The organism is Leptospira andrefontaineae, assembly GCF_004770105.1.
Lineage (GTDB): Bacteria > Spirochaetota > Leptospiria > Leptospirales > Leptospiraceae > Leptospira_B > Leptospira_B andrefontaineae.
In genome coordinates this window covers 229726-254332 of record NZ_RQEY01000018.1, presented here as the reverse complement: position 1 = coordinate 254332, position 24607 = coordinate 229726, and the positions used below count along the sequence as shown (strand labels likewise).

Annotated in this window: 27 protein-coding genes; 17 read left to right on the top strand and 10 right to left on the bottom strand. The window is 40.6% G+C overall.

Annotation, left to right across the window (positions count from 1 at the left end):
• The first annotated feature begins 67 nt into the window (after positions 1-67).
• Both queF and EHO65_RS12845 read left to right on the top strand, forming a co-directional pair.
• The gene (gene queF / locus EHO65_RS12850; protein WP_100710043.1) at positions 68-481 is read left to right on the top strand and encodes a preQ(1) synthase; all 414 of its coding nucleotides are present in this window, start codon (positions 68-70) and stop codon (positions 479-481) included.
• On the top strand, positions 481-744 hold the full coding sequence (locus EHO65_RS12845) for a SemiSWEET transporter (RefSeq protein WP_165782560.1): 264 nt from the start codon (positions 481-483) through the stop codon (positions 742-744). The genes queF and EHO65_RS12845 overlap by 1 nt, the downstream gene beginning before the upstream one ends.
• Positions 745-799: 55 nt before the next feature.
• Here the strand turns inward: EHO65_RS12845 and lsa33 are convergent, their stop codons facing one another.
• On the bottom strand, positions 800-1729 hold the full coding sequence (lsa33, locus tag EHO65_RS12840; protein ID WP_135774886.1) for a surface adhesin Lsa33: 930 nt from the start codon (positions 1727-1729) through the stop codon (positions 800-802).
• 255 nt (positions 1730-1984) lie between these two features.
• On the opposite strand from lsa33, the gene EHO65_RS12835 reads away from it, so the two are divergent.
• Positions 1985-2203, top strand: a complete 219-nt coding sequence (locus tag EHO65_RS12835) for a ferredoxin (protein WP_100766811.1) — start codon at positions 1985-1987, stop codon at positions 2201-2203.
• A gap of 116 nt (positions 2204-2319) precedes the next feature.
• Here EHO65_RS12835 and fliM read toward each other — a convergent pair whose 3' ends face one another.
• The 6 genes from fliM to EHO65_RS12805 all read right to left on the bottom strand — a co-directional run bounded on the left by fliM (position 2320) and on the right by EHO65_RS12805 (position 7849).
• Positions 2320-3345 (bottom strand): flagellar motor switch protein FliM, encoded by a 1026-nt coding sequence (gene fliM / locus EHO65_RS12830; protein WP_020768525.1) that lies wholly within the window; start codon positions 3343-3345, stop codon positions 2320-2322.
• Positions 3342-4325, bottom strand: coding sequence for a hypothetical protein (locus EHO65_RS12825; protein ID WP_135774884.1), 984 nt, complete (start codon positions 4323-4325; stop codon positions 3342-3344). Before EHO65_RS12825 ends, fliM begins: the two co-directional genes overlap by 4 nt.
• Before the next feature lie 139 nt (positions 4326-4464).
• Positions 4465-5073, bottom strand: a complete 609-nt coding sequence (locus EHO65_RS12820; RefSeq protein ID WP_135774882.1) for a hypothetical protein — start codon at positions 5071-5073, stop codon at positions 4465-4467.
• Positions 5073-5975, bottom strand: coding sequence for a peptidylprolyl isomerase (locus tag EHO65_RS12815; RefSeq protein ID WP_135774881.1), 903 nt, complete (start codon positions 5973-5975; stop codon positions 5073-5075). The genes EHO65_RS12820 and EHO65_RS12815 overlap by 1 nt, the downstream gene beginning before the upstream one ends.
• Complete coding sequence (gene argH / locus EHO65_RS12810) at positions 5972-7393, bottom strand: argininosuccinate lyase (RefSeq protein ID WP_135774879.1); 1422 nt, start codon at positions 7391-7393, stop codon at positions 5972-5974. The genes EHO65_RS12815 and argH overlap by 4 nt, the downstream gene beginning before the upstream one ends.
• A gap of 18 nt (positions 7394-7411) precedes the next feature.
• Complete coding sequence (locus EHO65_RS12805) at positions 7412-7849, bottom strand: heme-binding domain-containing protein (protein WP_135774877.1); 438 nt, start codon at positions 7847-7849, stop codon at positions 7412-7414.
• Positions 7850-7921: 72 nt separating this feature from the next.
• Between EHO65_RS12805 and EHO65_RS12800 the strand changes: the two genes are divergently transcribed.
• The 3 genes from EHO65_RS12800 to EHO65_RS12790 are packed head-to-tail and all read left to right on the top strand — an operon-like array spanning position 7922 to position 10295.
• Positions 7922-8392, top strand: a complete 471-nt coding sequence (locus EHO65_RS12800; RefSeq protein ID WP_135774875.1) for an NfeD family protein — start codon at positions 7922-7924, stop codon at positions 8390-8392.
• A 32-nt stretch (positions 8393-8424) separates the two neighbouring features.
• Positions 8425-9360, top strand: a complete 936-nt coding sequence (locus EHO65_RS12795; protein WP_135627010.1) for an SPFH domain-containing protein — start codon at positions 8425-8427, stop codon at positions 9358-9360.
• Between the two features lie 8 nt (positions 9361-9368).
• The gene (locus EHO65_RS12790; protein ID WP_135774873.1) at positions 9369-10295 is read left to right on the top strand and encodes an SPFH domain-containing protein; all 927 of its coding nucleotides are present in this window, start codon (positions 9369-9371) and stop codon (positions 10293-10295) included.
• Between the two features lie 46 nt (positions 10296-10341).
• Here the strand turns inward: EHO65_RS12790 and fliN are convergent, their stop codons facing one another.
• Positions 10342-10860 (bottom strand): flagellar motor switch protein FliN, encoded by a 519-nt coding sequence (fliN, locus tag EHO65_RS12785; protein WP_086448896.1) that lies wholly within the window; start codon positions 10858-10860, stop codon positions 10342-10344.
• A gap of 81 nt (positions 10861-10941) precedes the next feature.
• Here fliN and EHO65_RS12780 point away from each other — a divergent pair, with 81 nt between their 5' ends.
• The 4 genes from EHO65_RS12780 (at position 10942) to EHO65_RS12765 (ending at position 14474) form a co-directional block, all read left to right on the top strand.
• Positions 10942-12237: an AAA family ATPase gene (locus tag EHO65_RS12780; RefSeq protein WP_208744082.1), complete on the top strand. Its 1296-nt coding sequence runs from the start codon at positions 10942-10944 to the stop codon at positions 12235-12237.
• Between the two features lie 125 nt (positions 12238-12362).
• Entirely contained in the window at positions 12363-13187 is an 825-nt protein-coding gene (gene fcpB / locus EHO65_RS12775; RefSeq protein ID WP_135774870.1) for a flagellar-coiling protein FcpB, read from the top strand.
• Between the two features lie 5 nt (positions 13188-13192).
• Positions 13193-13708, top strand: coding sequence for a zinc ribbon domain-containing protein (locus EHO65_RS12770; protein ID WP_425269346.1), 516 nt, complete (start codon positions 13193-13195; stop codon positions 13706-13708).
• A 4-nt stretch (positions 13709-13712) separates the two neighbouring features.
• A complete protein-coding gene (locus tag EHO65_RS12765) occupies positions 13713-14474 on the top strand; it encodes an RsmE family RNA methyltransferase (RefSeq protein WP_135774866.1) in 762 nt (253 codons plus the stop codon).
• Here EHO65_RS12765 and impL63 read toward each other — a convergent pair.
• Positions 14471-16147, bottom strand: a complete 1677-nt coding sequence (gene impL63, locus EHO65_RS12760) for a cytoplasmic membrane protein ImpL63 (RefSeq protein ID WP_135774864.1) — start codon at positions 16145-16147, stop codon at positions 14471-14473. The genes EHO65_RS12765 and impL63 overlap by 4 nt on opposite strands.
• 334 nt (positions 16148-16481) lie before the next feature.
• On the opposite strand from impL63, the gene EHO65_RS12755 reads away from it, so the two are divergent.
• The 3 genes from EHO65_RS12755 to metW all read left to right on the top strand — a co-directional run bounded on the left by EHO65_RS12755 (position 16482) and on the right by metW (position 19621).
• Entirely contained in the window at positions 16482-17786 is a 1305-nt protein-coding gene (locus EHO65_RS12755) for an O-acetylhomoserine aminocarboxypropyltransferase/cysteine synthase family protein (RefSeq protein WP_135774862.1), read from the top strand.
• A gap of 117 nt (positions 17787-17903) precedes the next feature.
• Positions 17904-19013: a homoserine O-acetyltransferase MetX gene (gene metX, locus EHO65_RS12750; protein ID WP_135774860.1), complete on the top strand. Its 1110-nt coding sequence runs from the start codon at positions 17904-17906 to the stop codon at positions 19011-19013.
• A complete protein-coding gene (metW, locus tag EHO65_RS12745) occupies positions 19010-19621 on the top strand; it encodes a methionine biosynthesis protein MetW (RefSeq protein WP_135613504.1) in 612 nt (203 codons plus the stop codon). The genes metX and metW overlap by 4 nt, the downstream gene beginning before the upstream one ends.
• A 78-nt stretch (positions 19622-19699) precedes the next feature.
• Here the strand turns inward: metW and EHO65_RS12740 are convergent, their stop codons facing one another.
• Positions 19700-20755, bottom strand: coding sequence for a D-alanine--D-alanine ligase (locus EHO65_RS12740; protein ID WP_135774858.1), 1056 nt, complete (start codon positions 20753-20755; stop codon positions 19700-19702).
• A gap of 38 nt (positions 20756-20793) precedes the next feature.
• On the opposite strand from EHO65_RS12740, the gene EHO65_RS12735 reads away from it, so the two are divergent.
• The 4 genes from EHO65_RS12735 (at position 20794) to mce (ending at position 24567) form a co-directional block, all read left to right on the top strand.
• On the top strand, positions 20794-22194 hold the full coding sequence (locus EHO65_RS12735) for a hypothetical protein (protein ID WP_135774856.1): 1401 nt from the start codon (positions 20794-20796) through the stop codon (positions 22192-22194).
• A gap of 5 nt (positions 22195-22199) precedes the next feature.
• Positions 22200-22979 carry an MlaE family ABC transporter permease gene (locus EHO65_RS12730; RefSeq protein ID WP_135774854.1) on the top strand — a complete coding sequence of 260 codons (780 nt, stop codon included), beginning with the start codon at positions 22200-22202 and terminating at the stop codon, positions 22977-22979.
• Positions 22980-22981: 2 nt separating this feature from the next.
• Positions 22982-23749 carry an ABC transporter ATP-binding protein gene (locus EHO65_RS12725; RefSeq protein ID WP_135774853.1) on the top strand — a complete coding sequence of 256 codons (768 nt, stop codon included), beginning with the start codon at positions 22982-22984 and terminating at the stop codon, positions 23747-23749.
• Positions 23750-23817: 68 nt separating this feature from the next.
• On the top strand, positions 23818-24567 hold the full coding sequence (gene mce / locus EHO65_RS12720; RefSeq protein WP_135774851.1) for a mammalian cell entry protein Mce: 750 nt from the start codon (positions 23818-23820) through the stop codon (positions 24565-24567).
• The last annotated feature ends 40 nt before the right edge of the window (positions 24568-24607 follow it).

Here is a 24607-nt window from a genome sequence, read left to right as displayed (position 1 = left end):
CTTTATGTGAGTTGTAAAAAGATTCCCAGAGACAAAGTCCGGAAAACTCTGGTTTAAAGAGGGAATCATGAGCCATCAACAAGAGTCGATAGGAATTTCCGCTTATGAGGGAAGACAGGACCATATCCCCAGTCTGAAACTTCCCGAGATAGAATCTTTCGCCAATGTGTACGAAGGTAAAGATTACACAATCGATTTTACCATTCCAGAATTCACTGCGGTTTGTCCTAAGACCGGTCTGCCGGATTTTGGGGTGATAGAGATCAGCTATATACCAAAGGCAAAATGTATAGAGTTAAAATCCTTGAAAGAATATATTCTCGCCTACAGAAATCTTGGGATCTTTCATGAGAATGTGGTAAATCATATCTTAGAAGATCTGATCCAATCTGTAGATCCAAAATATATCAAAGTCAAGGGTGATTATAACCTAAGAGGTGGGATTAAGACAATAGTCACAAGAGAGTACACAAGCAAATGATGGATCCGATCTCTTTACTTGGATTTATCGCTTGTACTCTGACTACTCTGGCATTTCTTCCCCAGCTCATCAAAGTGATCCTGGAAAAAAGGACCAGAGATATTTCCAGGAACATGTATCTTGTTCTTTCAGTGGGAGTGTTTTTCTGGCTTTGTTACGGCGTTCTGAAAAATGATTTTCCGATCATTCTTGCAAACGCTTTCACCTTACTTTTTACCACCACAATTCTCTGGTACAAACTCCGTTCCAAAGAAGAAGAATAAAAAAAGCCGCTTCCTTGCAGAAACGGCTCTTTATTTTTTAGAATGGAAATCCTAATTATTTAGGAGCTGCTTGGTCTTTTAAAGACTTACGCTGGTTTTCCAATTCCTTCTTGGCATCATCCATAGAAGATTTTACTTTTTCTTTCTCTTCTTTGCCTGCCTTTTGGATGGCTTCTTTTTCTTCTTTTCCGGCACTTTTAGCCTCTTCAAGAAGTTTACGATTTTCTTCTTTTGCGCCTTCGATCAATTCTCTATTTCTTTGTTTTTGCTCTTCCAAACCTTGAAGGATACGAGCCTTATTCTCTTGGAAATCTTTCAGGATCTCTTGGATACGTGCTCTTTGTTCTTCCGTAATAGATTGGATGGTAGCGGAATCTTCTTTTAACTCTTGGGTTTCATCCTCTGTTAAGGGTTGTTCTTTGAATGTATCCCCATTAGAGCTAACATTTTCACCCGCGTCGGCAATAGCTTGGCTTTCTGGATTATCCGCATCTGCAACTTCGACCGATCCGTCAGAAACTCTAGTGCTTGTTCCTTTACCAGTCTCTTCTACAATGAACTCAGTTCCTCTAACAGAAGCAACGACTGTTGGAGTGGAAACTGTGAACTTGGAAGTTTTCGTCAGCTTGTTTGCGACCTTGGTAAAAATTTTCCCTTTGGTAAGCCCCATATCCGCGAAGGTTTCTCCATTTGCAGAATCGATAAAAATTTTATTCAGAGTGAGACTTGTATTTTCTTTGATCCTTACAAGAACTCCTTCAGTCAATTGAAGGTCTGCATAAGAATCTTTTCCGGTTTCTATCTTATCTTCCGGTAAAAGGAAAGTATCCACAGAAACCGCTTTTTCTTTCCCGGCCTTATCAAATATTTTTACTGTTCCCTTGGTGAATGTGATCACTCCACCTTGGAGATCTTCTCTGGCTTTCTTACAATCTACAATTATAATGCTTAGGGCCAAAAAGAAGGTTATGGCAATCCGTTTCATTTAGTTCTGATTCTCCCTTAAAATAGGTTTGGGAAGAATATCGATGAAAGAAATTTCCGTCCACATTTTTACACCGACCTATCGAATTATTCGGGAAGGACCTTGTCTAATCGATATACGGCTTCAAATCGCGTTGAGACTGGCAATCAGTGGCGGAATCTGAAACGAAAAGGTATTGCGCCATAGCCCCAGTCTAGAAATTGTAGCCCTAGACCGCCAAATAGAAGAACTAAAAAGTTCCAAAGGAGTGACAGAATGACCAAAATAGCCTACGTAGATAAGGACAACTGTACTTCTTGCAACCAGTGTGCAGACAATCTACCTAAGTACTTTCAAATGGACGATAACGATACTTCCGAGACTCATATCGGAGGAGAGAATGTTAACCAAGCTCAGATCCCTGAGGAAGATTGGAAAACAGTTCAGAAGGAAATGGATGAATGTCCCGGTGAATGTATTCACTGGAGAAAGTAATCGTTTTCCGATTTCTATATTCTATAAAAAGCAAAAGCGGGAATTGTTTCCCGCTTTTTTTGTGCCTTGTTGAAACTTTTGATCTAAATCAAAAGTTTCAGGTTGTGATGATCAGATCAATATTCTTGTTCTGATCTAGTGGAACCAAGTAATTCGTCCGGAATATCTTCTACCCTATCTCCGATCTGGATGGCTAACCTATTTCCAACACGTCCCGGTAGACATTTGAATTTCTTACGTTCTCCTACTTTTACAAGCATATCCGATCTGGTAGTTGTGTTTTCTAATTTTACAACATCACCCACCGTTAAGTTCATAAAATCCAAAATAGAAATATCTACCGAACCTACTTCTGCGATCACAGGAATTTGCACCTGATCCAAACGTTCCTGGATGATTGCTCTGTTCTCATCCAACTCACCTTTACGAATGGAGGAATACCAGTACTGAGCGGAAAGTTTGTTGATGATAGGCTCAATCGTGATGTACGGGATACAAAGGTTGGTCAATCCCTCTACCTCACCAATCTTAGTCTCCAAGTTGATCAAAACCACCATGTCATTCGGAGGTACAACCTGAGCGAACTGAGGGTTTGTTTCGATGTTACCAAGACGAGGTCTAAGGTCGATCACAGTTGACCAGGCTTCTCTCATGTTTCCCAAGATACGAACGATAATCCCTTCCATTACGCTCATCTCGATCTCTGAAAGTTCTCGAGAGATTTTTGCAGTTTCTCCCTTACCACCGAATAAACGGTCAATGATCGTAAATGAAATAGAAGGATCTATTTCTAAAATTGCGGAACCCCTAAGTGGGTCCATGTTAATCACAGCAAGTGTGGTTGGGTTTGGAATAGAACGAATAAATTCTTCGTATGTTAACTGATCCACCGCAGCAACGTGAACGTGAACGAGAGCTCGAAGCTGAGCAGAAAGTCCAGTAGTTGCCAAACGAGCGAAGGTCTCGTGCATCATCTGTAGAGTACGGATCTGGTCTTTAGAAAATTTGTCGGGACGTTTGAAGTCGTAAATTTTGACCTTCTTCTGCTCCCCAACGGAAGAATACTCATCCTCCGCCACTTCTCCACTGGAGATCGCGTTTAATAATGCGTCTATCTCGTCTTGGGATAATATCTCGGTCATTTTCTTACCTTCGCTAATAGATTAGCCACTTTCCAGAACATTCCGTTTTCTTCCGGCATTCTTCTCAAAGTAAATTCGTATTCGTATCGGACAGGGACCTTGTTCACTCTTCTTTCCACTGCAACTCTTACTTTGGAAAGATTGGAACTCACCTTCTCCGTTCCCAGGATCTTATAGTATTGTAACATACCGGATCTGTTTTCAGTTAGATAATTTCTAAATTCTTCCAGAACAAAATCCTTTTCAGCTTCTTCCGATTGTTGCCAATCTCTGGCAAATCTGTCATAAGCTTGTATGTATTCTGGGAAATGGATCCATTTAAAATGGAGCTTCCAGTTTTTCTTTTTTTCAGCACCTAAGAATAGATGGATCACTTCTTCCGGCTCTAATCCGTCTGTTGTTGGATCTTGGTAAGGAACTCCAGGAAGAACCCAATCTTTTTTACGTTCTTCTACGCTGAAATAAGGATGGCTTTCTGATCTTACAAAATGGTCTCCATATTCGGAGATATTAGGATAGAAGTAAGCGGTTACAAAATATTTTTTGCCAGGCTCTAATTCGTATAAATGATCGATTCTGATCTCTTTTGAAAATGTTTCGTCTTTATGAAGAATGATCTCTTTGACCTCGTCACCTACGAGATTCTCGACTTTGTTCCTTCTTCTTAAGACAGGATCTTGTTTTCTTTCTTCTTCTAATCTTGTTACTGTTCTACCGTCTTCATCTCTTACGATCACCTGGAAGGAACGTAGATCTTTTCCATAAGGGAAAATTCTAAGGACCTCATTTCCTGTGTTTCTAACGGAAAGTACAGCAGAAATCGGTTCCTTTTCTCGGAACTGCATTTTAGGAAGTTTGATATCCACGATGCCTTGGGCTTGGATATAATTTTCGGAAACTTCTCCCCTTGCATTCCTGTTTGGATAAGATCCCAAGCTGAATGCATTCAAAAGAATTAGTATGATCAGAATTCGTTTCATTCTAAAATTTCAATCCGGTTTTCCAGGTTTCGACACTTCGGACCTAGAGAGCTATTCAGCTCTACATTTTAGATTTCGGCAAAAAGAGACAAAACCTGCTAAAAAATCCGGGAAATTATCGAGGAAACCAAGGCCTTTTTCAGCCTTCTGCATCTTCTATAATATAGTCTGCGATCCGGATCAGCCTTCCAAGAACCGGTTTAAGTTTACTGTATTCCTGGTAGCATTCCTCGTATTTCTCCAGAATTGGCCCGATTTGGGTCACTGACTTAGGAGATAAGTTCAGGCTGGAAATATTGGATTCGGAAAGTTTTTCAGCAGATTCCAAACTATCGAAAAATCGGGTAATCTCTTTGAAGATGGACTCATCCGCCCTATCGTTCTTTTCAAAATTGGATTCTATCTTTAGGATATAATCCGTTAGAGTCTGTTTAAGCCTGACTTCTTCTTCGTTTGCTTTCCGTTTTGCTGTTAAGTTATTTACTTTGCTGTAACGAGCCATTGCTTCTTCATAAGAATGGCTGACTGATTGCCTGTTTTGTTGGATCAGTCTTACTACTGAAACTACTGAGCGGAAGTCCCAAGCAGTGTCTTTTTTATTCCGGATCTCAGGGAACATTTCTCCGCCTCTGGAATCGTCCACCTGCAACCCGGAAAGTTTTTCTAATATTCTTCCCGTGGACCCAGAGCCCTGTATCTCTCGAGCAACCGAAAGAAAGATAGGATTTTGGTCCAGGGAAGTACTCATTATTTTGCCCTCTTATCGTAGATGGACACTTTGCGAATGGTAGTTTTACCGTTTCCGGAAGCGATGATCTTATCCACTACATCTGCACCCTGTACGATCTGTCCAAATACAGTATGCAATCCATCCAAATGAGGAGTATCTACTTGGTTGATAAAAAATTGAGAACCGTTTGTGTTTGGCCCGGCATTCGCCATTGCCAATGCTCCTTTGATTGCCTTTTTACTTTTCACAACATTATTATAACGATATCCTAATCTATATAGGATCTCCATAACCGAAAGATTTTTGGCCTTCTCTAAATTGCTTTCAAGCTCTTCTCTTCTTTCGTCTGCTTCTCTTTGGCTACGAATTCCAAGTTCACCGCCTATGTATCTGTAAAGGTAACCGGTATAATATTGTGACTGTCCTATTTTAGCTTGGTCTAAGCCTAGGCTTGCAGCATTGATCTCGTCAGCAAATCTGTATCCAGGAGTTCCAGATCCATCTCCGTAAGGACATCCCCCTTGGATCATAAAACCTTCGATCACTCTGTGAAAGGTTAATCCATCATAAAATGGTCTTTTCTGAGGTTGGCCGTTACGCAGAGTAAATTCTTTCTCTCCTTGTGCAAGATCGATAAAGTTTTGGACTGTTTTCGAAGCATCCTTATCATAAAGTTCGAAAAGCATATTTCCTTGGGTACTTTCTATCAGAGCATAAATAGCGGGTTTTTCAGGAAGAGCCACACGAGGTTTTTCTTCTTTTTTTACTACAACCTCGACAGGGCTATATGCTTCCGGAACATATCTTTGTTCCGCATATGGATTTGCCTTACAGGCAAAAGAAAATAATAAAATCGTAAACCATGCTAAAGATCCGACAATTCCGATCTTAGATTTAGATTTTACATTCAGATAATTCATTTCGTATTCCTTTGGATTGATTTGATAGATTGTTTCGCGAGTCCTAATTGTTCCAACTGTCTAGTCCTGGAAGTTCCACCATAACTAGATTTTTTGTCCGTAGAAAGTTCCAGACTTACAGCCTTGGAATATTCTTCTCCCGTAAAATAAGGAGAAATTCCTTTTCGGACCTCTTCTGAGATCGTGAATAAATTCTCTTTTCTTTCCACACATTCGGAGACGAGTTTTCCTACAAGTTCGTGAGCCGTTCTGAATGGGACTTTTTTCTCTCCCACTAGGAAGTCGGCCAAATCTGTAGCAGTGGCAAAACCTTCCTTCAAGGATCTTTCTCCTCTTTCCGGTCTGAATTGCATTTCTGAAACCATTGCTTCTAAACCTTCCAGACTTAATAGAACAGTTTCCACAGCATCAAAAACAGCTAACTTGTCTTCTTGTAAATCACGATTGTATGTAAGAGGCAATCCCTTTAAGAGACCGATTAAATGATTTAGATTACCAGCCACCCTCGCGGATTTTCCGCGGATCAGTTCTGCGATATCCGGATTCTTTTTCTGGGGCATGATAGAAGATCCGGTAGTGAGTGAATCGGGCAGTTTTACGAGACCGAACTCCTGGGAAGAATAGATGATTATATCCTCACAAAAGCGTGAAGCATGTAGCATGGTTTGGACCGCTGCAGATAAAAATTGCAAAAGATGATCCCTGCTTGCAACCGCATCCATACTATTTGGAGAAATTGAATCTACCTTTAATTCAGAGGCTAAAAACTCCCTATCGTTTTGGTAATTCACTCCTGCCATCGCACCGGAGCCTAAAACTAGAATGTTTGCAGTCTTCTGAGCAAATTCGAAAAACTCAAGGTCGCGGGTGAACATCCAAAAATAAGCCAATAAAAAATGAGAGGCTCTGATCGGTTGTGCAACTTGTAAATGTGTGTAACCAGGAATGATCGTATCTATATTTTTAGAAGACTGTTCGAGAAGAGCTTCTCTCAAAGAATCCAAACGAACTAGAATTTCTTGGATACGATTTCTTACATAAAGCCTTGTATCTTGGGATACTTGATCATTCCTAGATCTTGCAGTATGTAATTTTTTCCCTACTTCTCCTTTCAATTCTGTAAGTCTGGATTCCACATGCATGTGAATATCTTCCAACTCAGAACTGAATTTAAAATTTCCGGATTCTATTTCTTCTTCTACCTGATTTAATCCATCTAGTATGTCTTTTAATTCCGTGGAATTTAAGATGCCCATCTTTGCAAGCATCCTGGCATGAGCCCTACTTCCTTCTAGATCTTCCTTGTATAATTTTTGGTCGAAGGAAATGGATTCTCCTATCCTTTCCATTATGGAAGAAGCTTTTTCTTTAAATCTTCCTCCCCAAAGTTTAGAATTCTTGTCCTCAGGTGTGTTCATTAAAATGATTTCGATGCCTTATTGATTTTCCGCAAAAGTTTGGAGCCAGTCTCTTAAGATCTCTATCTCTTCCTGATCCAGTTTAGAGTTTGAATGTAAGAAAATATAATCCTTGGGAGGCATATGACCTTCTTCGACTTCTTCTAATATTTCTTCAGCCAGATCTGCCTTTTTTTCCGGTTTTAAACTTTCCCATTCCGAAAAATTCAATTCTTCACGGCCTTCTTCTATATGATGAGAGATATACAAAGAAACCGGAAAAACCTTAGAATACCAAGGCCATTGAACTAGATCCGAATGGCAGTCATAACAAGACTTTCGAAAAATCTTTTTGACGCGTTCTTCCGTTTTGATTTCATTAGCATTCTTTCCCAACGGAGGTTGGACGGGGATTAACTGAAGAGCAAGGAATATGGCTAGTAGTCCGATTCCAAGACGAATCCAAATTTTTCTCATCACTCCCGCTAAGAATATGGACGGGAATGTTTTTGAAAATAGAATTTTTCCCCTTTCTTCTACCTAAAAACCATGGACTTTTTACAAGACGGACATAACCTCTCTTATCTTTGGATCGCGTCCGGGATCATACTCATGGTGGCGGAACTTTTTGTCCCTGGAACCTTTGTATTCTTTTTAGGACTTTCCGCGACGATTGTAGGAAGTATTTCCTATTTTTATGAAAGTGGATTTTGGACCCAAGCAATCGTCTGGGCGGCACTTTCAGGAATTCTAATCTGGATAGGAGGAAGTTTCCTTAGGAAATTTTTTCCTTCTTCTTCTGAAAAAGTAGCTCTCAATCCGGAAGAAGGTCCAGGAAGGATCGTGTTAGTTTCCAAAGATATTCTTGTAGAAAGGAAAGGTGGAAGGGTCGTATTCCAGGGAACCGAATGGGATGCGATCAGTAAATCCAAACGTATTCCTGCAGGAAAAAGAGCCAGGATCTTAGAGAGAGAAAACCTTACATTCGTTGTGGAGCCGATAGAGCTTCCGGAAATATAATCATTATTAAATAGGAGTTAGAAACTAACAAAATGGACCCATTTCTATTTTTTACGCTGATCGTTATAGCGGTAATCTACCTCATTATGAAAACCTGTATTGTCGTTCCCCAAACGTACAGTTTTGTAGTGGAAAGGCTGGGAGTGTTCCGTGGAGCATTTGGTGCGGGCTTTCATTTTCTCATTCCGATCATAGACCAGATCAGATACAAACAGCTCTTAAAGGAAATCGCTATCGATATTCCTCCTCAGACTTGTATTACCAAGGATAACGTCTCCATTTTGGTGGATGGTATTCTGTATATAAGGGTCATGGATGCTTATAAAGCTTCTTATGAGATCGAGAATTTTAGAAACGCAACGATCCAGCTAGCCCAAACCACTCTTCGTTCCGAGATTGGTAAATTGGTATTGGACCATACATTCTCCGAAAGAGACGATATCAATGCAAACGTGGTCCGTGCATTAGATGAGGCAACAGATCCTTGGGGAATCAAGGTAACTCGTTACGAGATCAAAAACATTTCTCCACCTAAAGAGATCCTTCATGAGATGGAAGAACAAGTAAAAGCAGAACGAGTAAAACGTGCTGAGATCACCATATCAGAGGGAGAAAAAGCATCTAGGATCAATCGCTCTATGGGAGAAAGACAAGAAGCAATCAATCTTTCCGAAGGTGAAAAGATCAAGAAGGTAAACGAGGCAGAAGGTAAAGCTAAGGAGATTGAATTCATTGCAAAAGCAAAAGCAAAAGGGATCCAACAGATCGCGGAAGCCACCGGGAATGAAGGCGGATCAGAAGCAGTCAACCTTCAGATCACAGAAGATTATCTCTCAGGCCTAGGTATCATTTTAGAAAAAGCTAAAACCACAGTTCTTCCTACGGAAATGGCAAACGTAGTCGGTTTCTTTGAAGGAATCTCCAAAGTGACCAACAAATTCCCAGGACTGGATTCAGAGAAGGAGTAATACTTAATATGTTTGTTTCAGTATTTTTATGGATATTTTGGCTCGGGTTTTTACTTTACCTTGCCTATAAACTGTATCGTTCTTTGAGAATTGTTTCTGCTCAAGAATGTATCATCGTAGAGAGACTCGGAAAATACAGCAGAACCCTTCATGCGGGGTTTCATATTCTAATCCCTTTTATAGATTATGATGCATACTATCATACTTTAAAAGAGCAAGCGATAGATGTTCCTCCCCAAACTTGTATCACAAAAGACAACGTTAAAGTGGAGATGGACGGGATTCTTTATTTGAGAGTACTCGATCCTCAAAAAGCAAGTTACGGGATAGAAGATTATAGATTTGCAGTGACTCAGCTTGTACAAACTACAATGAGAGCTATCATTGGAACCATGGATCTGGATACAACTTTCGAAACCAGAGAAGTGATCAATAGTAAGATCCTAGAAGTTCTAGACCAAGCAGGAGAACCTTGGGGTGTTCGCGTAAATCGTTATGAGATCGTAAACATTGCTCCTCCTAAATCTATTATAGAAGCAATGGAAAGGGAGAAAAAAGCACAGATTACCAAGAAGGCGCAGATCTCTCTGTCAGAAGGAGATAGAGATTCTAGGATCAACCGCTCCTTAGGTATTAAAGAAGAAGCGATCAATAAATCCGAGGGTGAAAAACAAAAAAGGATCAATGAGGCGGAAGGACAAGCTGCTGAAATTGAATTCATTGCAACTGCTACCGCAAAAGGTATTGAATTACTTGCTTCTTCCATCAAAACAAAAGGCGGAAAAGAGGCGGTAAAACTTAGGATCGCTCAGAGATTTATTAAAGAGGTAGAAAAATTAGGACAGGATAGAACAGAGCTTGTTCTTCCGTTAAACCTATCTAATTTTAAATCTGTGATGAAGTCAGTTCTCGGAAGCGAGGACAAAAAGGCTTAAGAATATCATCGTATCCGGAAAGGTCTTCCGGATACGAACATTCACCCTAGAGCATTCTTCTAGATGGATCTACTATCTCGGTAATTCGAATGCCGTAATAATCATCCAATAAAACCAGTTTTCCCTTTCCAACCAGTTTGCCGTTTGCTAAAATATCTAAGTCTTCTCCGACTGCATTGTCTAGTTCCACAACGGCACCCTCGTTCAAACCTAGGACATCTTTAATGTACATATTGGTCCTACCCAATTCCACAGTAAGCGCCACATTAACATCTAATAGTAGATTTAAGTTTGCTGTATTGGAAGAAACGGAACTAGAACGAGCACTTGCTTTTGGGGGAGCCGGTGTAGAAGAAGGTCCCAAAGCCGCAGCAATATCCGCGAAAGATGGAGCTCCTCCGGATGCTGGAGAAGTAGAAGCGCCAGCTCCGCCACCAGAATCTCCTAATAGGGAATCCAATTCTCCGCTCAGGTTAAAATCAGCTGAGCCACCGCCCCCACCTCCCGGACTGGACCCGGTTAGTAATGCGTCTATATCGTCTTGTGAAAGGGAGCCTTCACCCATTAGGACTTGCCTCCAAAGGTTCTTTCTAAATTCTTCGACAGAACCGAAAGATTATACAAGAGAAATTCTAGGGAAGAAAGAATGAAACCTGAAGATTTGACCACTGCGCCCCTACGAAATTCCGGAAATATTCTGGATTTTACCCAGGCCAAAAACCTGCTTTATTCGGAACTAAAAGGTCTAGGGGTCAAGGACTCCGAACTTCCTGCGTTTTTACCGGATAAAAAAGATCTCAGGATAGAATTTCCCATCCCAGGTGCAGACAAAGCACAATTACTGGATTGTCTCCAGATCGTTCGAAACCATATAGAAAATCTGAGGATCCATACGTTCGAACCTGGATATGTTTGCCTCCAAGCGTTGAATGAGAATTTATTCGAGACCAAAAATATTCTAGACAATGCAAAGTTCAGATTCTATGCGGGAAGGAACCAAAGCAAAATAGAGATCACTAAAAAAGGAGATTTCCACAGAGAGGAAATTTTTTCTGCAATTGATCTATTCAAATATCTCAGACTTGCCAAACAAGAGTCTGTCCAGAATCCAAAGGAACTTCTACTCAGATTAGGAATCGATGTATTCGATCCAATAGAAGCAAAGAAGAAGGGAGATTGGATGACATTCGAGACCATCGCCGGTTACGAAGATGTCAAAAGACAAATATTAGAATCCATTATACTTCCTCTTAAATCTCCGGAAACCCTCGAGGAACTTTCTAAACTCACCCGTAAATTTCCAGGAAGAACGAAACCAAGAGCGATCCTTTTAGAAGGAGAACCAGGAGTCGGAAAAACCACCATGGCAAAGGTGATTTCCTGTATGACAGAGATCCCTCTTATCTATGTGCCGGTGGAATCTATTTTAAGTAAATATTATGGGGAAAGCGCCCAGAACATGGCTTATGTCTTCGATGTTGCTTCCCTATTCCCTTCTTGTCTTTTATTCTTAGATGAAATAGATTCCTTGGCCGGATCCAGGGATGACGGCCTATTTGAGGCAACCCGTAACATTCTATCCGTATTATTACGAAAACTGGATGGTTTCGAAGGGGGACAAAAATCAATCACCCTGGGTGCCACAAACAGAAAACAGGACCTGGACAAGGCTTTGGTTTCTAGATTTGACAGATCCGTATTCTTCCCCTTACCGAACGAAAAAGAAAAAGCTGCGATATTAGGAAATTATGCTAAACATTTACAGGATTCCGAGCGTTTAACAATTTCACAACGATTAGGATCGTATTCTGGCCGGGATTTAAGGGATTTCTGCGATTTTGTAGAAAGGAGATGGGCTGCCAACCTGATCGAAAAAGGATTGAAACCGACTCCTCCCCCCTATGAACTGTATCTGGAAACGAGTTCAAAATCAGGAAAATAAACGTTTTCGGTGCGAAAATGTAAGTCTTCGATTTAATCGGGAGTCTATTTTACCGATACTAGAGACAGGGTATTCTCGACTTTCGGGAAACTCAAACGCAGAAGAGACCAAGGAAATAGGGTACAATGAAACGCAAAATCGCATTTTGCCTGGCAATTTTTTCAATCGCAGGCATACTCAACGCTCAAGACAACCAAGCTCAAAAGAAGGAAGACGGTCAAACCGGTGCGGCTATCCTTGATACGGAAAAAGGTCTGGATCAAAGAGTTACAGCTCTTAATGAAAGACTAAAACGTCATACAGTACTCATGAAAATGAAAGTACGTGTTCTTCCGTTCAGAACTGTTCTTTTCAAAGGAAAAGCAAACAACGACGAATGTGTGGTTTCCACCAGTAACGCACAAGAAGATGCAGCTAATAACTGTATCCGTGTCGAAGTTTACGATTTCATTAAGGACGAGGAAAGAGGCCAAGGTAAGATCGTTCAAGGTGGACTTTCCAAATATATGGAAATCTACTTCGAAGGACCAAACTCAAACGATCCTGATCCAAGAATGGAACCTCCTCGTAAAATCAGCAAAATTATCAGTAGAGTTTATAAGAATAACTTCCTGATCGAAGATAAATCGGTTTCCGAGATCATCGACAGAGCTCCGAACGATCAGCCAGGTCATAACGACAAAATCGAACTTTTTTATCAAAAGAACGGTTATCCTGAAGGTGGTCGCCCGGAAACTCCTAGCGAAAAAGGTGTTGGTAAATACGTTCTTGCTAACGTAGAAAATACTAAGACCCACCCTATCCGTAACTCTTTCAAAAAGACTTTCTACATTAAACATTTGGATTCGTTCGACAGATTATTTACCAAAATTTTCGATTATAACGACCAATTAGGTAATGAGAACTACAAAGAGAACGTAAACACGCTCAAGGAATCCCTGAAATACTAAGCTAAGTGCGGTATATTCTTCCTTGTTCTTCCTGCGGCACCGAACTCAGGATTCCCTTAGATTTGGGAAAACTGACTGTTCGGTGTCCTAGATGTTATCATTCTTTCGTTTTTGATCCGGAAGACCCGGCCAGTTTTAGAGGCGGAAGATACGATCTTCCCGGAGGAGACTCCGGCACTAAGAGTCCCCGTTCAGTACGGGGATTTTTTCGTTTTTTAGAGGATAAATTCCAATCCATCAAATCCAGATTTAGCCGGAACAGTTCTTACGGTTGGCAAAATCCTGGCGAACGTACTGGCTCATTCGAAAATTATAATGATCCAAACCGCACAGGTTTCGGTGCATTACTCGCAAAATATATTCTATTCATTTTGATCCTTATCGGGATCGCAAGAGCTTGTTTCTTTTCCTCTCAAAGCTGGAATGATTCTGTTCCAAATTGGAATACTCCTGAGACCCAGGAACCTTCTGTTCCAACTCCAGGAGAAGAAGATGATAAGGCTCCCCAAGTAGAAATTTAAACTTATGAACTATCTTCTATTGGATCCCTCTCAGAAGTCTGGGACCGGAGAATTTAAGATCTCTAGTAAGGATCGGATCGTTCATATCCTAAAAGTTTTACAAAAGAAAGAAGGTGATAAGATCAAGGCCGGTCTATTGGATACTAGTTTAGGGATTTTTAAAATTCTTAAGATAAGCTCCGAGGAAATTTTAGGATCTTATACCCGCATTATAAAACCGAAAAGAAGAAGTCCCAGTATCCATCTGATCGTCTCCGTACAAAGACCTCCCACCGTAGAAAAGATCTTGGAACTTGCAGGTGTTTGGGGAGTAAAATCTCTTGAATTCAGACTTGCTACACTTTCTAGAACGGAATATCTCACCTCCCCTGTTTGGAAGGAAGAGAATATAAAAGAAAAACTGATCCTAGGAATGGAACAAGGTGGTAATGTGTTCCTTCCTAGGTTCGAACTTGGATTTATTCCACCGGGAAAAAAGACTAGTTTTGAAAAGAAAGAGTCCATTTCCGAAATAGTGAGTTCTTCTTCCCGTAAGTTTTTTTATTTAGATAAAAAAGGAAAATCTATCCAAGAGTTTCTTCCCTTGGATGAAAAAGAATATTCTATTTTGGTAGGACCGGAACCCGGCTGGACGAAAGCAGAACTCGAAATATTCAGAAAATCAAATATCCCAGGGATACATCTTTCTTCTTCCGTTTTAAGATCGGAACAGGCTGTATCCTTCTTCCTTTCCCAATGGGAAAACTCTGTTCCTACTAATTATTAGAAGGACAAAGAGTTAGAGAATAGAACCTTTTGCTCGTCTTGTGCTACGAAACTATTAGATGTGCTATCGTAAACCCATCTGCGAATATCTTGAACTCTGATTGCGATAAATCCTAAATTCAACGCAGCTTCTATTGCTCCCACTGAATTATCATCCACCTTGAATGCGTCTTTATTCTGATCAAAATTCTTACGTGTATAATATCCGGAGATCATGAATAAGGAACCTATCGGGAAATATAAACCTACGAATATCCTGGAATTATTCGGTCCCGAATAATTCTCATAGTTTGCTTCCAAAGATACTCTATAAAAACTAAACACTACGGATGTGAAATATCCTTTGAGTCTGGCTGCATCCGGATCCAAAAGTTTAGCAGCTTCTAACTTTGTCACTGGAAGCTGAGAGTTCACATTCGCTTGGTATCTTTCTAACTCGTAAAAACTGTCGAAGTACATTGGAATATAATTCGCATCCATATTCCTGTATTCAGGTTTGATCTTTGCGTAGATATCTTTTCCACCGAAGCGGAACATTGCACCGGTATGAGTTCCTTTGGAATTCAATATTTTGATCGTATTTACATCATAGTAAGGGGTGATCTCCACATACTTTGAACTGATAAGTTTGTATTCTGCATCCATACCTTGGATGACCAATTTTTCCGACTGTTCTACTAGAGGATTATTATTAGTATCCAAACGTAAACGACCGGTGGTGTCGAATGCAAGTTGCGTAGGTGCCTTTGTATCAAAAGCGGTTGTATATCCGATAGAGAATCTATTGGCGAAATTGTCCTGATTGAAGAATTCTTTTAACTTTTCCTTACGAGATTCGGGCTTTTTCTCGATGGGGATCATTTCTTCCCTCATCTGGTGGGTTTTTTGGTCCTCGACTAATGCCCTGTATTTTTCTCTGTCTTCCGGATCTACCCCAGCTTCTTCGTAGACTTTTTTTCTACCTGCTTCGTCTGCTACGTTTCCTTGTCCAAGTTGTAACATCCCGAATAACTGAGATCTGCCTGTGAATAGATCAAATAATTTGAATGCGATTGCAAATGGACGAACATATCCTCTGGCCGCACCGATCTCATGAGTATATACAGAGTTTGTGAATACCTGCACTCCGCCATAATCATTATTAAAATCAGCCATCAAACCCACATTATAAATGTCTATCCTCTGGTTATTCACATAACGGTTTACTATGGTCCCGTGTCCTATATATCCATCAAAAAGTTTTCCGGCATAAAAGGAGAAGGTAGTCTCCCCAGGTTTATAAAGTCCGTAGGTTCCATACCAAATATTATTGATTAGTCTTAAATAATCGCTCTTCTGATCGTAGTCGATCTTACGAATGCTTCCAACTTTTAAGGTTGGATCTTTTGGGTCTTGATCGTATGCGAGAAAGTTCATCGGAGCTGTGAGCGATAGTCCGAATTCTCCTCCGAAATTCAAATTTAAGGTAGGAGCAAGATATAGATAATAATCGTTATTAAACTTGTTCACCCCTGCATCAAATGTGAATGGATCAGGAGGCTGCATGAACTGTCTTCCTGGAGGCATCCAAAGTTGGGCTTCAAGTTCTTCGCCTGGAACTAAATAAAGGGAGAGAAGTAGAATTCCCGGAAGTATAAGAGATCTTTTAACTAAATTCAAAAAGTTTAATTTCATATTTGAGCCGGAATATCTCCGGGAACCGTATTTCAATTCATCCAAAAATAGTACCACTAGTATCGTATCAAACCAGCAGAATCTAAACGACGAACCGATTCTATCAGAACCTTGCGTTGAAAAACCAATAAAACAGGAACATTTCTCGTATTTTAGAAAATATTTTCCAAAATTTAGGGACTTCCATTTCTTAAGGGATGGATTTCGTAAAGAAATTTCAAATTCAGCGTTTTCTCCCCTTTGTTCGCTATAGCGGTTATTTTATCTTATTTATTAAATTTTAGATAGACATTGTAGAGTAAATTTCTACATTCAGTGAAAAGGAGCCCTAGCGATGGCAAGAAACTATAAACCAGAAACAATCGTTCTTCACGGAGGACAGGCCCCGGATCCAACAACCACATCCAGGGCAGTCCCTATCTACCAAACTACGTCCTATGTTTTTAAGGACACGGATCATGCAGCGAGACTATTCGGTCTCCAGGAATTCGGTAATATTTATACAAGGATCGGTAACCCAACTACTGATGTTTTAGAGCAAAGAGTTGCAGCATTAGAAGGTGGAGTTGCGGCACTTGCGACTGCTTCCGGTCAGTCCGCAGAAACATTAGCACTTTTGAATATAGTAGAGGCTGGACAGGAGATCGTAGCGTCTTCCTCTCTTTATGGAGGAACTTATAACCTTCTCCACTATACCTTCCCTAAGTTAGGGATCAAAGTCCATTTCGTGGACCAATCCAATCCGGAAAATTTCAAAAAAGCGATCAATGACAAGACTAGAGCTATTTTTGCCGAAACCTTAGGAAATCCTAAGTTGGATACCCTGGATATTGAAGCGGTTGCTAAGGTTGCCCACGATGCAGGAGTTCCACTTGTAATCGACAATACCTTACCTTCTCCTTATCTGATCCGCCCTATCGATTTTGGCGCAGATGTGGTGGTTCACTCGCTTACCAAGTTTTTGGGAGGTCATGGAACTTCCATCGGTGGGATCATCGTAGATTCAGGTAAATTCAACTGGGGCAACGGTAAATTTAAGAACTTCACCGAACCGGATCCAAGCTACCATGGCCTGAAATTCTGGGATGTTTTCGGTAAGTTTGAACCTTTTGGTGGAGTGAATATCGCTTTTATCATCAAGGCTCGTGTCCAAGGTTTAAGAGATTTAGGACCTGCAATTTCTCCTTTTAACGCGTTTAATATCCTACAAGGTATTGAAACTCTTCCTTTGAGGATCACTCAACACTCTCAGAATGCTCAGAAAGTTGCGGAATATCTTTCTAAACATCCTAAGGTGTCTTGGGTGAACTACCCTGGTCTTCCAACTGACAAAAACTATACTCTGGCTAAAAAATATCATACCAGAGGATTGTTCGGGGCGATCATTGGATTCGGAGTAAAAGGTGGAATTCCGGAAGCGAAGAAGTTGATAGACGGTCTGGAATTATTCTCCTTGCTCGCAAACGTAGGTGATGCAAAATCACTTGCGATCCATCCGGCTTCTACTACTCACCAACAGTTGAGTCCAGAGGAACAATTGGCTGCGGGTGTAACTCCTGAGTTTATCAGACTCTCCGTAGGTCTGGAGCATATAGACGATATTATCACGGACTTGGATGAAGCACTGAAAAAGGTGTGACTTCCGACTCCGTCCAAAAAATCGTCTAATAATCGGCCACTTTCTCTTTTTACTTTCTCAAGCTTGCTTGAGATCGTCTGAAAAAGGAAAGTGGCTTAGTTATTTGGAACTTAAATCATGGGATCGAATCAATCGATAGGAATAGTAGAACCTAAAACCGCAGTGCTGGGAGATCTACGCCTGGACAACGGATCCGTTCTTTCTCCCACCGTAGTTGCTTATGAAACCTACGGAACACTTTCTCCGAATAAAGACAACGCAATACTGATCTGCCATGCACTTTCTGGTGATGCTCATGCAGCAGGCTTTCATTCTGAATCAGAAAAACGTCCTGGTTGGTGGGATGAATATATTGGTCCCGGCAAAGCGTTTGATACAAATCAATATTTCGTAATATCTTCTAATGTGATCGGTGGATGTAAGGGTTCTTCAGGACCAATGAGTATCAATCCAATCAGCGGAAAACCTTATGGTTCCAGCTTTCCTTTCGTTTCCATCAAGGATATGGTGGCTGCTCAAAAACTTTTAGTAGAATCTTTCGGTATCGAAAGACTACTTTGTGTGGCTGGCGGCTCTATGGGTGGAATGCAGGCTTTACAATGGAGTATTTCTTATCCGGATGCTTTAGAGAATTGTATTATCCTAGCCTCCTCCGCAGAACATTCTGCAATGCAGATCGCTTTTAATGAAGTGGGAAGACAGGCAATCCTTTCCGATCCGAATTGGAATAATGGATTGTATGAAGATAGTGCGACTCCAAGAAAAGGTCTTGCACTTGCTCGAATGATGGGTCATATCACTTATCTTTCCGACCACAAGATGAGAGAAAAATTCGGCAGGAAACCACCTTTAGGAAACTTGCTAAATTCTGATTTTGCAGTCGGAAGTTATCTAATCTATCAGGGAGAAAGTTTCGTAGATCGTTTTGATGCAAATTCTTATATCTATGTGACCAAGGCCTTGGATCATTTCAGTTTAGGAAAAGGACAAGAGCTTACTAAGGCACTTAGTCCTGCTCAATGCAGATTTTTAGTAGTCTCTTATAGTTCCGATTGGCTCTACCCTCCTTCTCAATCCAGAGAGATCGTTAAAAGTTTGGAAGCATCCGATAAAAGAGTCTTTTATGTAGAACTTACTACGAACGAAGGTCATGATAGTTTTCTTCTTCCGAACCAAAGACAAGAGGATGTAATCCGAGGTTTTTTAAATATGCCGGTGAACGAATGATTGATTCTAAGATCTTAAGTAGCACCACTTTGAGTGAAAGACCGGACTTTGCATATATTCTAGATACGATCTCACCAGGTTCCAGGGTTTTAGACCTTGGTTGTGGTAATGGGGATCTTCTCTATCTTTTAAAACAAAAAGGGATTCGAGGACAAGGGATAGAGAAGGACGAGGACGCAATTGTAGAATGTATCCGTAAAGGTGTGTATGTTCATCACGGAGATATTGACGAAGGTTTAAATCATCACGAAGACAAACGTTTTGATTATGTGATCTTAAATCAGACCATCCAAGAAACTAGACACCCTGGAGATATTATCAAGGAATGTTTAAGGATCGGAAAACGTGTAATCATTGTTTTCCCGAATTTTGGATACTGGGAAGTTCGTTTTAGGATCTTGTTCCAGGGAAAAACTCCTGTTACAGATCTTCTTCCTTATCGTTGGTTCAATACACCAAACCTACATTTTTTATCCGTTTTAGACTTTCAGGAGTTCTGCGATATCCGTGGTTTCACTGTAGAAGACAGAGCATTCTTCACAGATCTAAAACAAGTAAAATTCAGTCCGAACTTTTTTGCAAAGTTGGCGTTATTTCAGATCAGATAGTTTTCATTTCACACAAAGACCACGAAGAACACTAAGTGTTTTCCTGAAACTCCTTGAACTTAGTGTCTTCGTGCGAAACTAAGCAACCGGAATTTTCCCTGCTCTTTCTAAGGCTTGGTCGATCAAAGATTGGTACAATGTTTGGATTGGAATCCCGGCCGCTTTCGCCTGTTGAGGGATCAGACTAGTTTCCGTCATTCCGGGTAACGTGTTTGTTTCCAGAACGAACGGAGTTTCTCCTACGATTATAAAATCTGTTCTAGAATATCCTTCACATCCTAGAGTTTTGTGAGCAAGTATTGATTGTTCTTGGATCTTGGAGATAATCTTTTCAGGCAAACGAGCGGGAGTAATCTCTTGGGAAAGTCCAGGTTTATATTTGGATTCCACGTCGAAAAATTCTCCCCCTGGGATGATCTCAGTAGGAGGAAGAGCTTCGAGTATTTTTTTGGAACCTTCTTTTTTTTCCCAAACTCCACAGGAAACTTCTGTTCCTTTTAGGAATTTTTGCAAGATCGCATGTTCTTCCGCTTCGAAAAATTCAGGCAGTCTTTTACGAAGATCTTCCTGTCCTTCTATCCTGAATGTATGAAAACTAGAGCCACCTTCTACAGGCTTTAGAAAAAGAGGATATTCTAATCCTGAATTTTCGACCGAAGTCGGATTTTCAGAATATTCTTTTTTTCTCAATTCCCAAAACGGAGCTACAGACATTCCTGCAAGTTGGAATAATCGATTGGCTCTGATCTTGTCCATTGCAAGTGCAGATGCTTTTACGTCTGAACCGGTGAATGGAATTCCAAGAACTTTTAAGAAACCTTGGACAGAACCATCTTCTCCGCTGGTTCCATGTAATCCTAAAAATGCTACATCACAATCTAAGGAAGAAAATGCGCCGGCATTCGTAGAATGAAGTTCTTCGAATTCTTTTAGATATTCTTCCGGACCTTTGGAATTTCCTTCCGGAAACTCGGGTCGATACTCTTTAGGGATCACCCATCTGCCGTCCCGAGAAATCAGAATGGGTTTGACCGAATGTCCCATGGCAGACAAAGTTTTACTTATGAAAGTGCCTGTGCGCAGGGAAATTTCGTGTTCTGTGGAAGTTCCGCCGAATAAAACTGCAATTTTCAATGATCTAATCCCCTGTTGCTTAGGATTTTCTGGGAAGAATGATAAATAAGAATCTAGTACTGATCCTTTTCTTCCTAGTTTGTACGGAAAGTCTATTTTCGGAATACCCTTTCAAACCGGTTTCTCCTTATCCTTCCGAATACAAACAGTTTTGGTTCTTATACCAATCCGAAAAAAGATTGGGGGAAGAAGAACAAATCTTCAGACCATTCTTCTCCACTTATAAAGAAACAAAATCTAATTATAGATATGATACATTTTTATTCCCGATCTATTATTCAGAAAAGACGGACTATTGGAGGGTCTGGAGTTTTCTATTCTTCATTAGTGGAACTGAAACCTACCATGATGATCTAGGTTGGGATGAGGACACGCTTTCTCCACTTCTAATCTGGGGAAAAGGGGAAACCGCCAGGGAGTCCTATTTCGGATTTTTTCCTTTGTTCGGAAGGCTCCGAGGTAAGGCCAGTTATTCTGAGCTGAACTTTACACTTTTCCCCCTTTATTCCAATTGGAAGTATAAAAATTATAACGCTCATGGGATTTTATGGCCACTCGTTATGTGGGGAGGTTCGGAAGTCAGAAACGATCTGAGAATCTTTCCCTTTTACTCTCACAAGATCCATAAAGGAAAGTACGAACGTTATTCTATTCTTTGGCCATTTTTCCAATGGGGAAGTATCAACGAAGATAAGCGAGAGCCCTTTACTTACAAGATGTTTTGGCCCTTCTATCTTTCCAAGGATTCAGAATTCGGAAATATGAAGGCTAGAGCATTTCTATGGTTCCCAATTTTAGGTTCTTTGTTTTCGTATGGATATGATAAAAGAACCCATGAAAAAGATCTAAATGTCCTATTTTTCCTTTTTCAGTATGGTCAGAATGATGACGAGGATTACAGAAAGTTAATCATATTTCCTTTTTACGGATATTATAGATTCGCGTATAAGGAGACCAGATTTTTCACTCCATTCTATTTTCGCTTGAGTACAGATAGTCATCATCTTAAATCTTCTGAAACTTATTTTATCCCATTTTGGTGGAGAACAAATAGAACTTATGTTCAGTGGGGAAGAGAAGAAAATTATTATAAACTCTGGCCACTCTTCCGTTGGCATGAAGACAGAGAAGGGAACCTGACTTGGAATTTTCTTTCTTTATTTCCGATAAAATCAGAACTTGTGGAAAGGATCTGGGATCCGGTCTGGTCCATTGTTGAGTATCAAAAATTAGCCAATGGAGAAAAAAGGCTCTCTTTTTTAATGAGGCTTTATACCCAGAGATGGAACGAAGAAGAATTGCATATCCATGTGCCTTTGCTTGTGGAATACAGTTCTACTCCAGAAAAAACATCTTATCAATTTTTATACGGTCTATTCGGATTAGAAAAAACAAAGGATAAGACCACTGTGCAGATTTTTTGGTGGATTAGGCTTTAATCGAAATGTTGGATTCCTTTAAAGAAAAAGCGAACGATACTCTATACGCTGCAGGTTATACGATCGTTCTGATCGCGGAAACTTTTTTAAATCTAAGATTCACTGTTGAAAAACGGAAAGAAATTTTAGACCAAATGTTTATCGCGGGTGTAGGAAGTTTGTTTGTGGTTTCGGTGGTTGCAGTTTTTACAGGAATGCTTCTTACATTAAACACTGGACTTGGACTTAAAGATTTCGGCGCAGAAGGACAGATCGGACTTCTTCTTACAATCACTCTTACCCGTGAGATGTCCCCTTTTATGACCGCACTTATTTTAGCAGCGTCCATTGGTTCTGCAATCGCCGCTGAGATCGGAACCATGAAAGTTTCGGAAGAAATTGATGCGCTCGAAGTGATGTCCATCGATCCAGTGAGATTTCTGGTATTTCCAAGAGTATTAGGTTTCTCTTTAATGGTTCCGGTCCTTTGCGTATATTCCAGTATATTAGGAATTTTAGGTGGAGCAATCGTAGGCCATTTCCAATTGGGAATTGAATATATAGTATATTTCCAGGACGTGAATGAAAGAATTACTTCTATCCCTGGCCTAAAAGATCTTTACACAGGTTTATTCAAAGGTTATGTATTTGGTCTTATCATTTCCGCAATTTCTTGTTCTCATGGTCTCCGAACTTCTGGTGGAGCGATCGGAGTCGGTAGAGCCACAAGAGAATCTGTGGTAACTTCTTTCTTGATGGTTATCTTTTTCGGTTATGTGATCACAGCGATCTTTTACAGGCAATAGTCATGGAAGAATACGCAATAGAACTCATCAATCTGCATAAGGCTTTCGGACAGAGAAAGATCCTAAAAGGAATGAATCTCCAGGTAAAAAAGGGAGAGACATTGGTAGTGCTCGGACCCTCCGGAACAGGAAAGTCTGTCACCTTAAAACATATCACCGGCCTACTCGATCCGGATGCCGGAGAATGTAAGATCTTCGGAGAAAAAATCTCCGGAGCAGAAATTCCAGAAAGGGAAAGGATCCGTTCCAAAATGGGAGTTTTATTCCAATCCGGAGCGCTAATCAACTGGATGACTGTTTTCGATAACGTTGCCCTCCCCTTAAGAGAGCATAAATTATATCCTGAAGAGGATATCCAACGAATCGTCGCCGAAAAACTTCGGTTAGTGGATATGACAGTCGCGAAAGATAATTATCCGAATGATATCTCGGGCGGTATGAAAAAGAGAGCAGGACTTGCAAGAGCAATCGCTTCTAATCCAGAGATCATTTTATATGATGAGCCTACATCAGGATTAGATCCTGTTATGTCGAACGTGATCAACGAACTGATTATCCGTATTAAAAAGGAAACCGGTGCGGCTCAGGTAGTCGTCACCCATGATATGTCCAGCGCCTATATGATAGCCGACCGCATTTCATTTTTTTATGGAGGACAGGTTTTATTTACCGGAACTCCGGAAGAAGTGCAGAATTCTCCAAACGAATTCATCCGTCAGTTTATCAATGGGCATACAAAGGGACCGATGATTCTGGAAACTAAGAATTGAAACCTGGGTCCCAAGAGAATATTCTGGATAAAAAGTCCGATATATATAGTAAGAGTTTTGGATCCTAAATGAAATCCTTTCGTTATCTTTTAGTAGGTGCTATCTTTTCAGTCGCCTTAGTCGTAGTAGGTTATTTTACCGTTATGACCGAAGGTGGCCCTGTTCAAAAACGGGGTGAATTCCTAAAGATCAATTTCAAAAACTCGGAAGGGATCAAGGTAGGAAACAAGGTCACCGTACAAGGTGTTCCATTCGGTTATGTTTCCAATATCCGACTCATCCAAATAGATGAGAATGGGGCTGTTCTTCCCGCAGGAGAAGTGGGAGTTGCCACTAGGGTAGAAGTTACCATTCTTCTAAAAGAACCTGTGCGTATGTACGAAAATTATGATATTGCAATACGTAATGAAAGTTTACTTTCCGGGCGAGTAATTTCTATAGACCCGGGAACTTCCGAGTCCACGGAAGAAGGTAAAGGCGCTCCAAGGACCTTCCAAGTTGTAGATTATAAATCTGGAGCTTCTTCCTTAAAAGGAAGAGTCTTACAAGATCCACTTGTATCTCTTTCAGAATTGATTGCAGAAAACAGAGGAGATATCCGTAAAACTTTCTCCAACGTAGCGGATATCACTACTAAGATCAATAGCGGAGACGGGACTTTAGGAAGGCTTATCAACAGAGATGATCTTCATACAAATGTGAATACTGTTTTAACGGATGCGCAGATAGTTCTTAGAGAACTAAGAGAAGGTCTGGAAGATACCAGGGAACAGGCGCCAGTCACAAGCTTTATCCGAGCAGCACTTAGCTCTTTCTAAAACCTTTTTCTTGCCAAATCCGGTTCCATCCGAGAGACTT

What these genes read in the sequence shown, in the direction of transcription:
- queF (WP_100710043.1), top strand. Translation starts at nt 68, where the DNA reads ATGAGCCATCAACAAGAGTCGATAGGAATTTCCGCTTATGAGGGAAGA.
- EHO65_RS12845 (WP_165782560.1), top strand. Translation starts at nt 481, where the DNA reads ATGGATCCGATCTCTTTACTTGGATTTATCGCTTGTACTCTGACTACT.
- lsa33 (WP_135774886.1), bottom strand. Translation starts at nt 1,729, where the DNA reads ATGAAACGGATTGCCATAACCTTCTTTTTGGCCCTAAGCATTATAATT.
- EHO65_RS12835 (WP_100766811.1), top strand. Translation starts at nt 1,985, where the DNA reads ATGACCAAAATAGCCTACGTAGATAAGGACAACTGTACTTCTTGCAAC.
- fliM (WP_020768525.1), bottom strand. Translation starts at nt 3,345, where the DNA reads ATGACCGAGATATTATCCCAAGACGAGATAGACGCATTATTAAACGCG.
- EHO65_RS12825 (WP_135774884.1), bottom strand. Translation starts at nt 4,325, where the DNA reads ATGAAACGAATTCTGATCATACTAATTCTTTTGAATGCATTCAGCTTG.
- EHO65_RS12820 (WP_135774882.1), bottom strand. Translation starts at nt 5,073, where the DNA reads ATGAGTACTTCCCTGGACCAAAATCCTATCTTTCTTTCGGTTGCTCGA.
- EHO65_RS12815 (WP_135774881.1), bottom strand. Translation starts at nt 5,975, where the DNA reads ATGAATTATCTGAATGTAAAATCTAAATCTAAGATCGGAATTGTCGGA.
- argH (WP_135774879.1), bottom strand. Translation starts at nt 7,393, where the DNA reads ATGAACACACCTGAGGACAAGAATTCTAAACTTTGGGGAGGAAGATTT.
- EHO65_RS12805 (WP_135774877.1), bottom strand. Translation starts at nt 7,849, where the DNA reads ATGAGAAAAATTTGGATTCGTCTTGGAATCGGACTACTAGCCATATTC.
- EHO65_RS12800 (WP_135774875.1), top strand. Translation starts at nt 7,922, where the DNA reads ATGGACTTTTTACAAGACGGACATAACCTCTCTTATCTTTGGATCGCG.
- EHO65_RS12795 (WP_135627010.1), top strand. Translation starts at nt 8,425, where the DNA reads ATGGACCCATTTCTATTTTTTACGCTGATCGTTATAGCGGTAATCTAC.
- EHO65_RS12790 (WP_135774873.1), top strand. Translation starts at nt 9,369, where the DNA reads ATGTTTGTTTCAGTATTTTTATGGATATTTTGGCTCGGGTTTTTACTT.
- fliN (WP_086448896.1), bottom strand. Translation starts at nt 10,860, where the DNA reads ATGGGTGAAGGCTCCCTTTCACAAGACGATATAGACGCATTACTAACC.
- EHO65_RS12780 (WP_208744082.1), top strand. Translation starts at nt 10,942, where the DNA reads ATGAAACCTGAAGATTTGACCACTGCGCCCCTACGAAATTCCGGAAAT.
- fcpB (WP_135774870.1), top strand. Translation starts at nt 12,363, where the DNA reads ATGAAACGCAAAATCGCATTTTGCCTGGCAATTTTTTCAATCGCAGGC.
- EHO65_RS12765 (WP_135774866.1), top strand. Translation starts at nt 13,713, where the DNA reads ATGAACTATCTTCTATTGGATCCCTCTCAGAAGTCTGGGACCGGAGAA.
- impL63 (WP_135774864.1), bottom strand. Translation starts at nt 16,147, where the DNA reads ATGAAATTAAACTTTTTGAATTTAGTTAAAAGATCTCTTATACTTCCG.
- EHO65_RS12755 (WP_135774862.1), top strand. Translation starts at nt 16,482, where the DNA reads ATGGCAAGAAACTATAAACCAGAAACAATCGTTCTTCACGGAGGACAG.
- metX (WP_135774860.1), top strand. Translation starts at nt 17,904, where the DNA reads ATGGGATCGAATCAATCGATAGGAATAGTAGAACCTAAAACCGCAGTG.
- metW (WP_135613504.1), top strand. Translation starts at nt 19,010, where the DNA reads ATGATTGATTCTAAGATCTTAAGTAGCACCACTTTGAGTGAAAGACCG.
- EHO65_RS12735 (WP_135774856.1), top strand. Translation starts at nt 20,794, where the DNA reads ATGATAAATAAGAATCTAGTACTGATCCTTTTCTTCCTAGTTTGTACG.
- EHO65_RS12730 (WP_135774854.1), top strand. Translation starts at nt 22,200, where the DNA reads ATGTTGGATTCCTTTAAAGAAAAAGCGAACGATACTCTATACGCTGCA.
- EHO65_RS12725 (WP_135774853.1), top strand. Translation starts at nt 22,982, where the DNA reads ATGGAAGAATACGCAATAGAACTCATCAATCTGCATAAGGCTTTCGGA.
- mce (WP_135774851.1), top strand. Translation starts at nt 23,818, where the DNA reads ATGAAATCCTTTCGTTATCTTTTAGTAGGTGCTATCTTTTCAGTCGCC.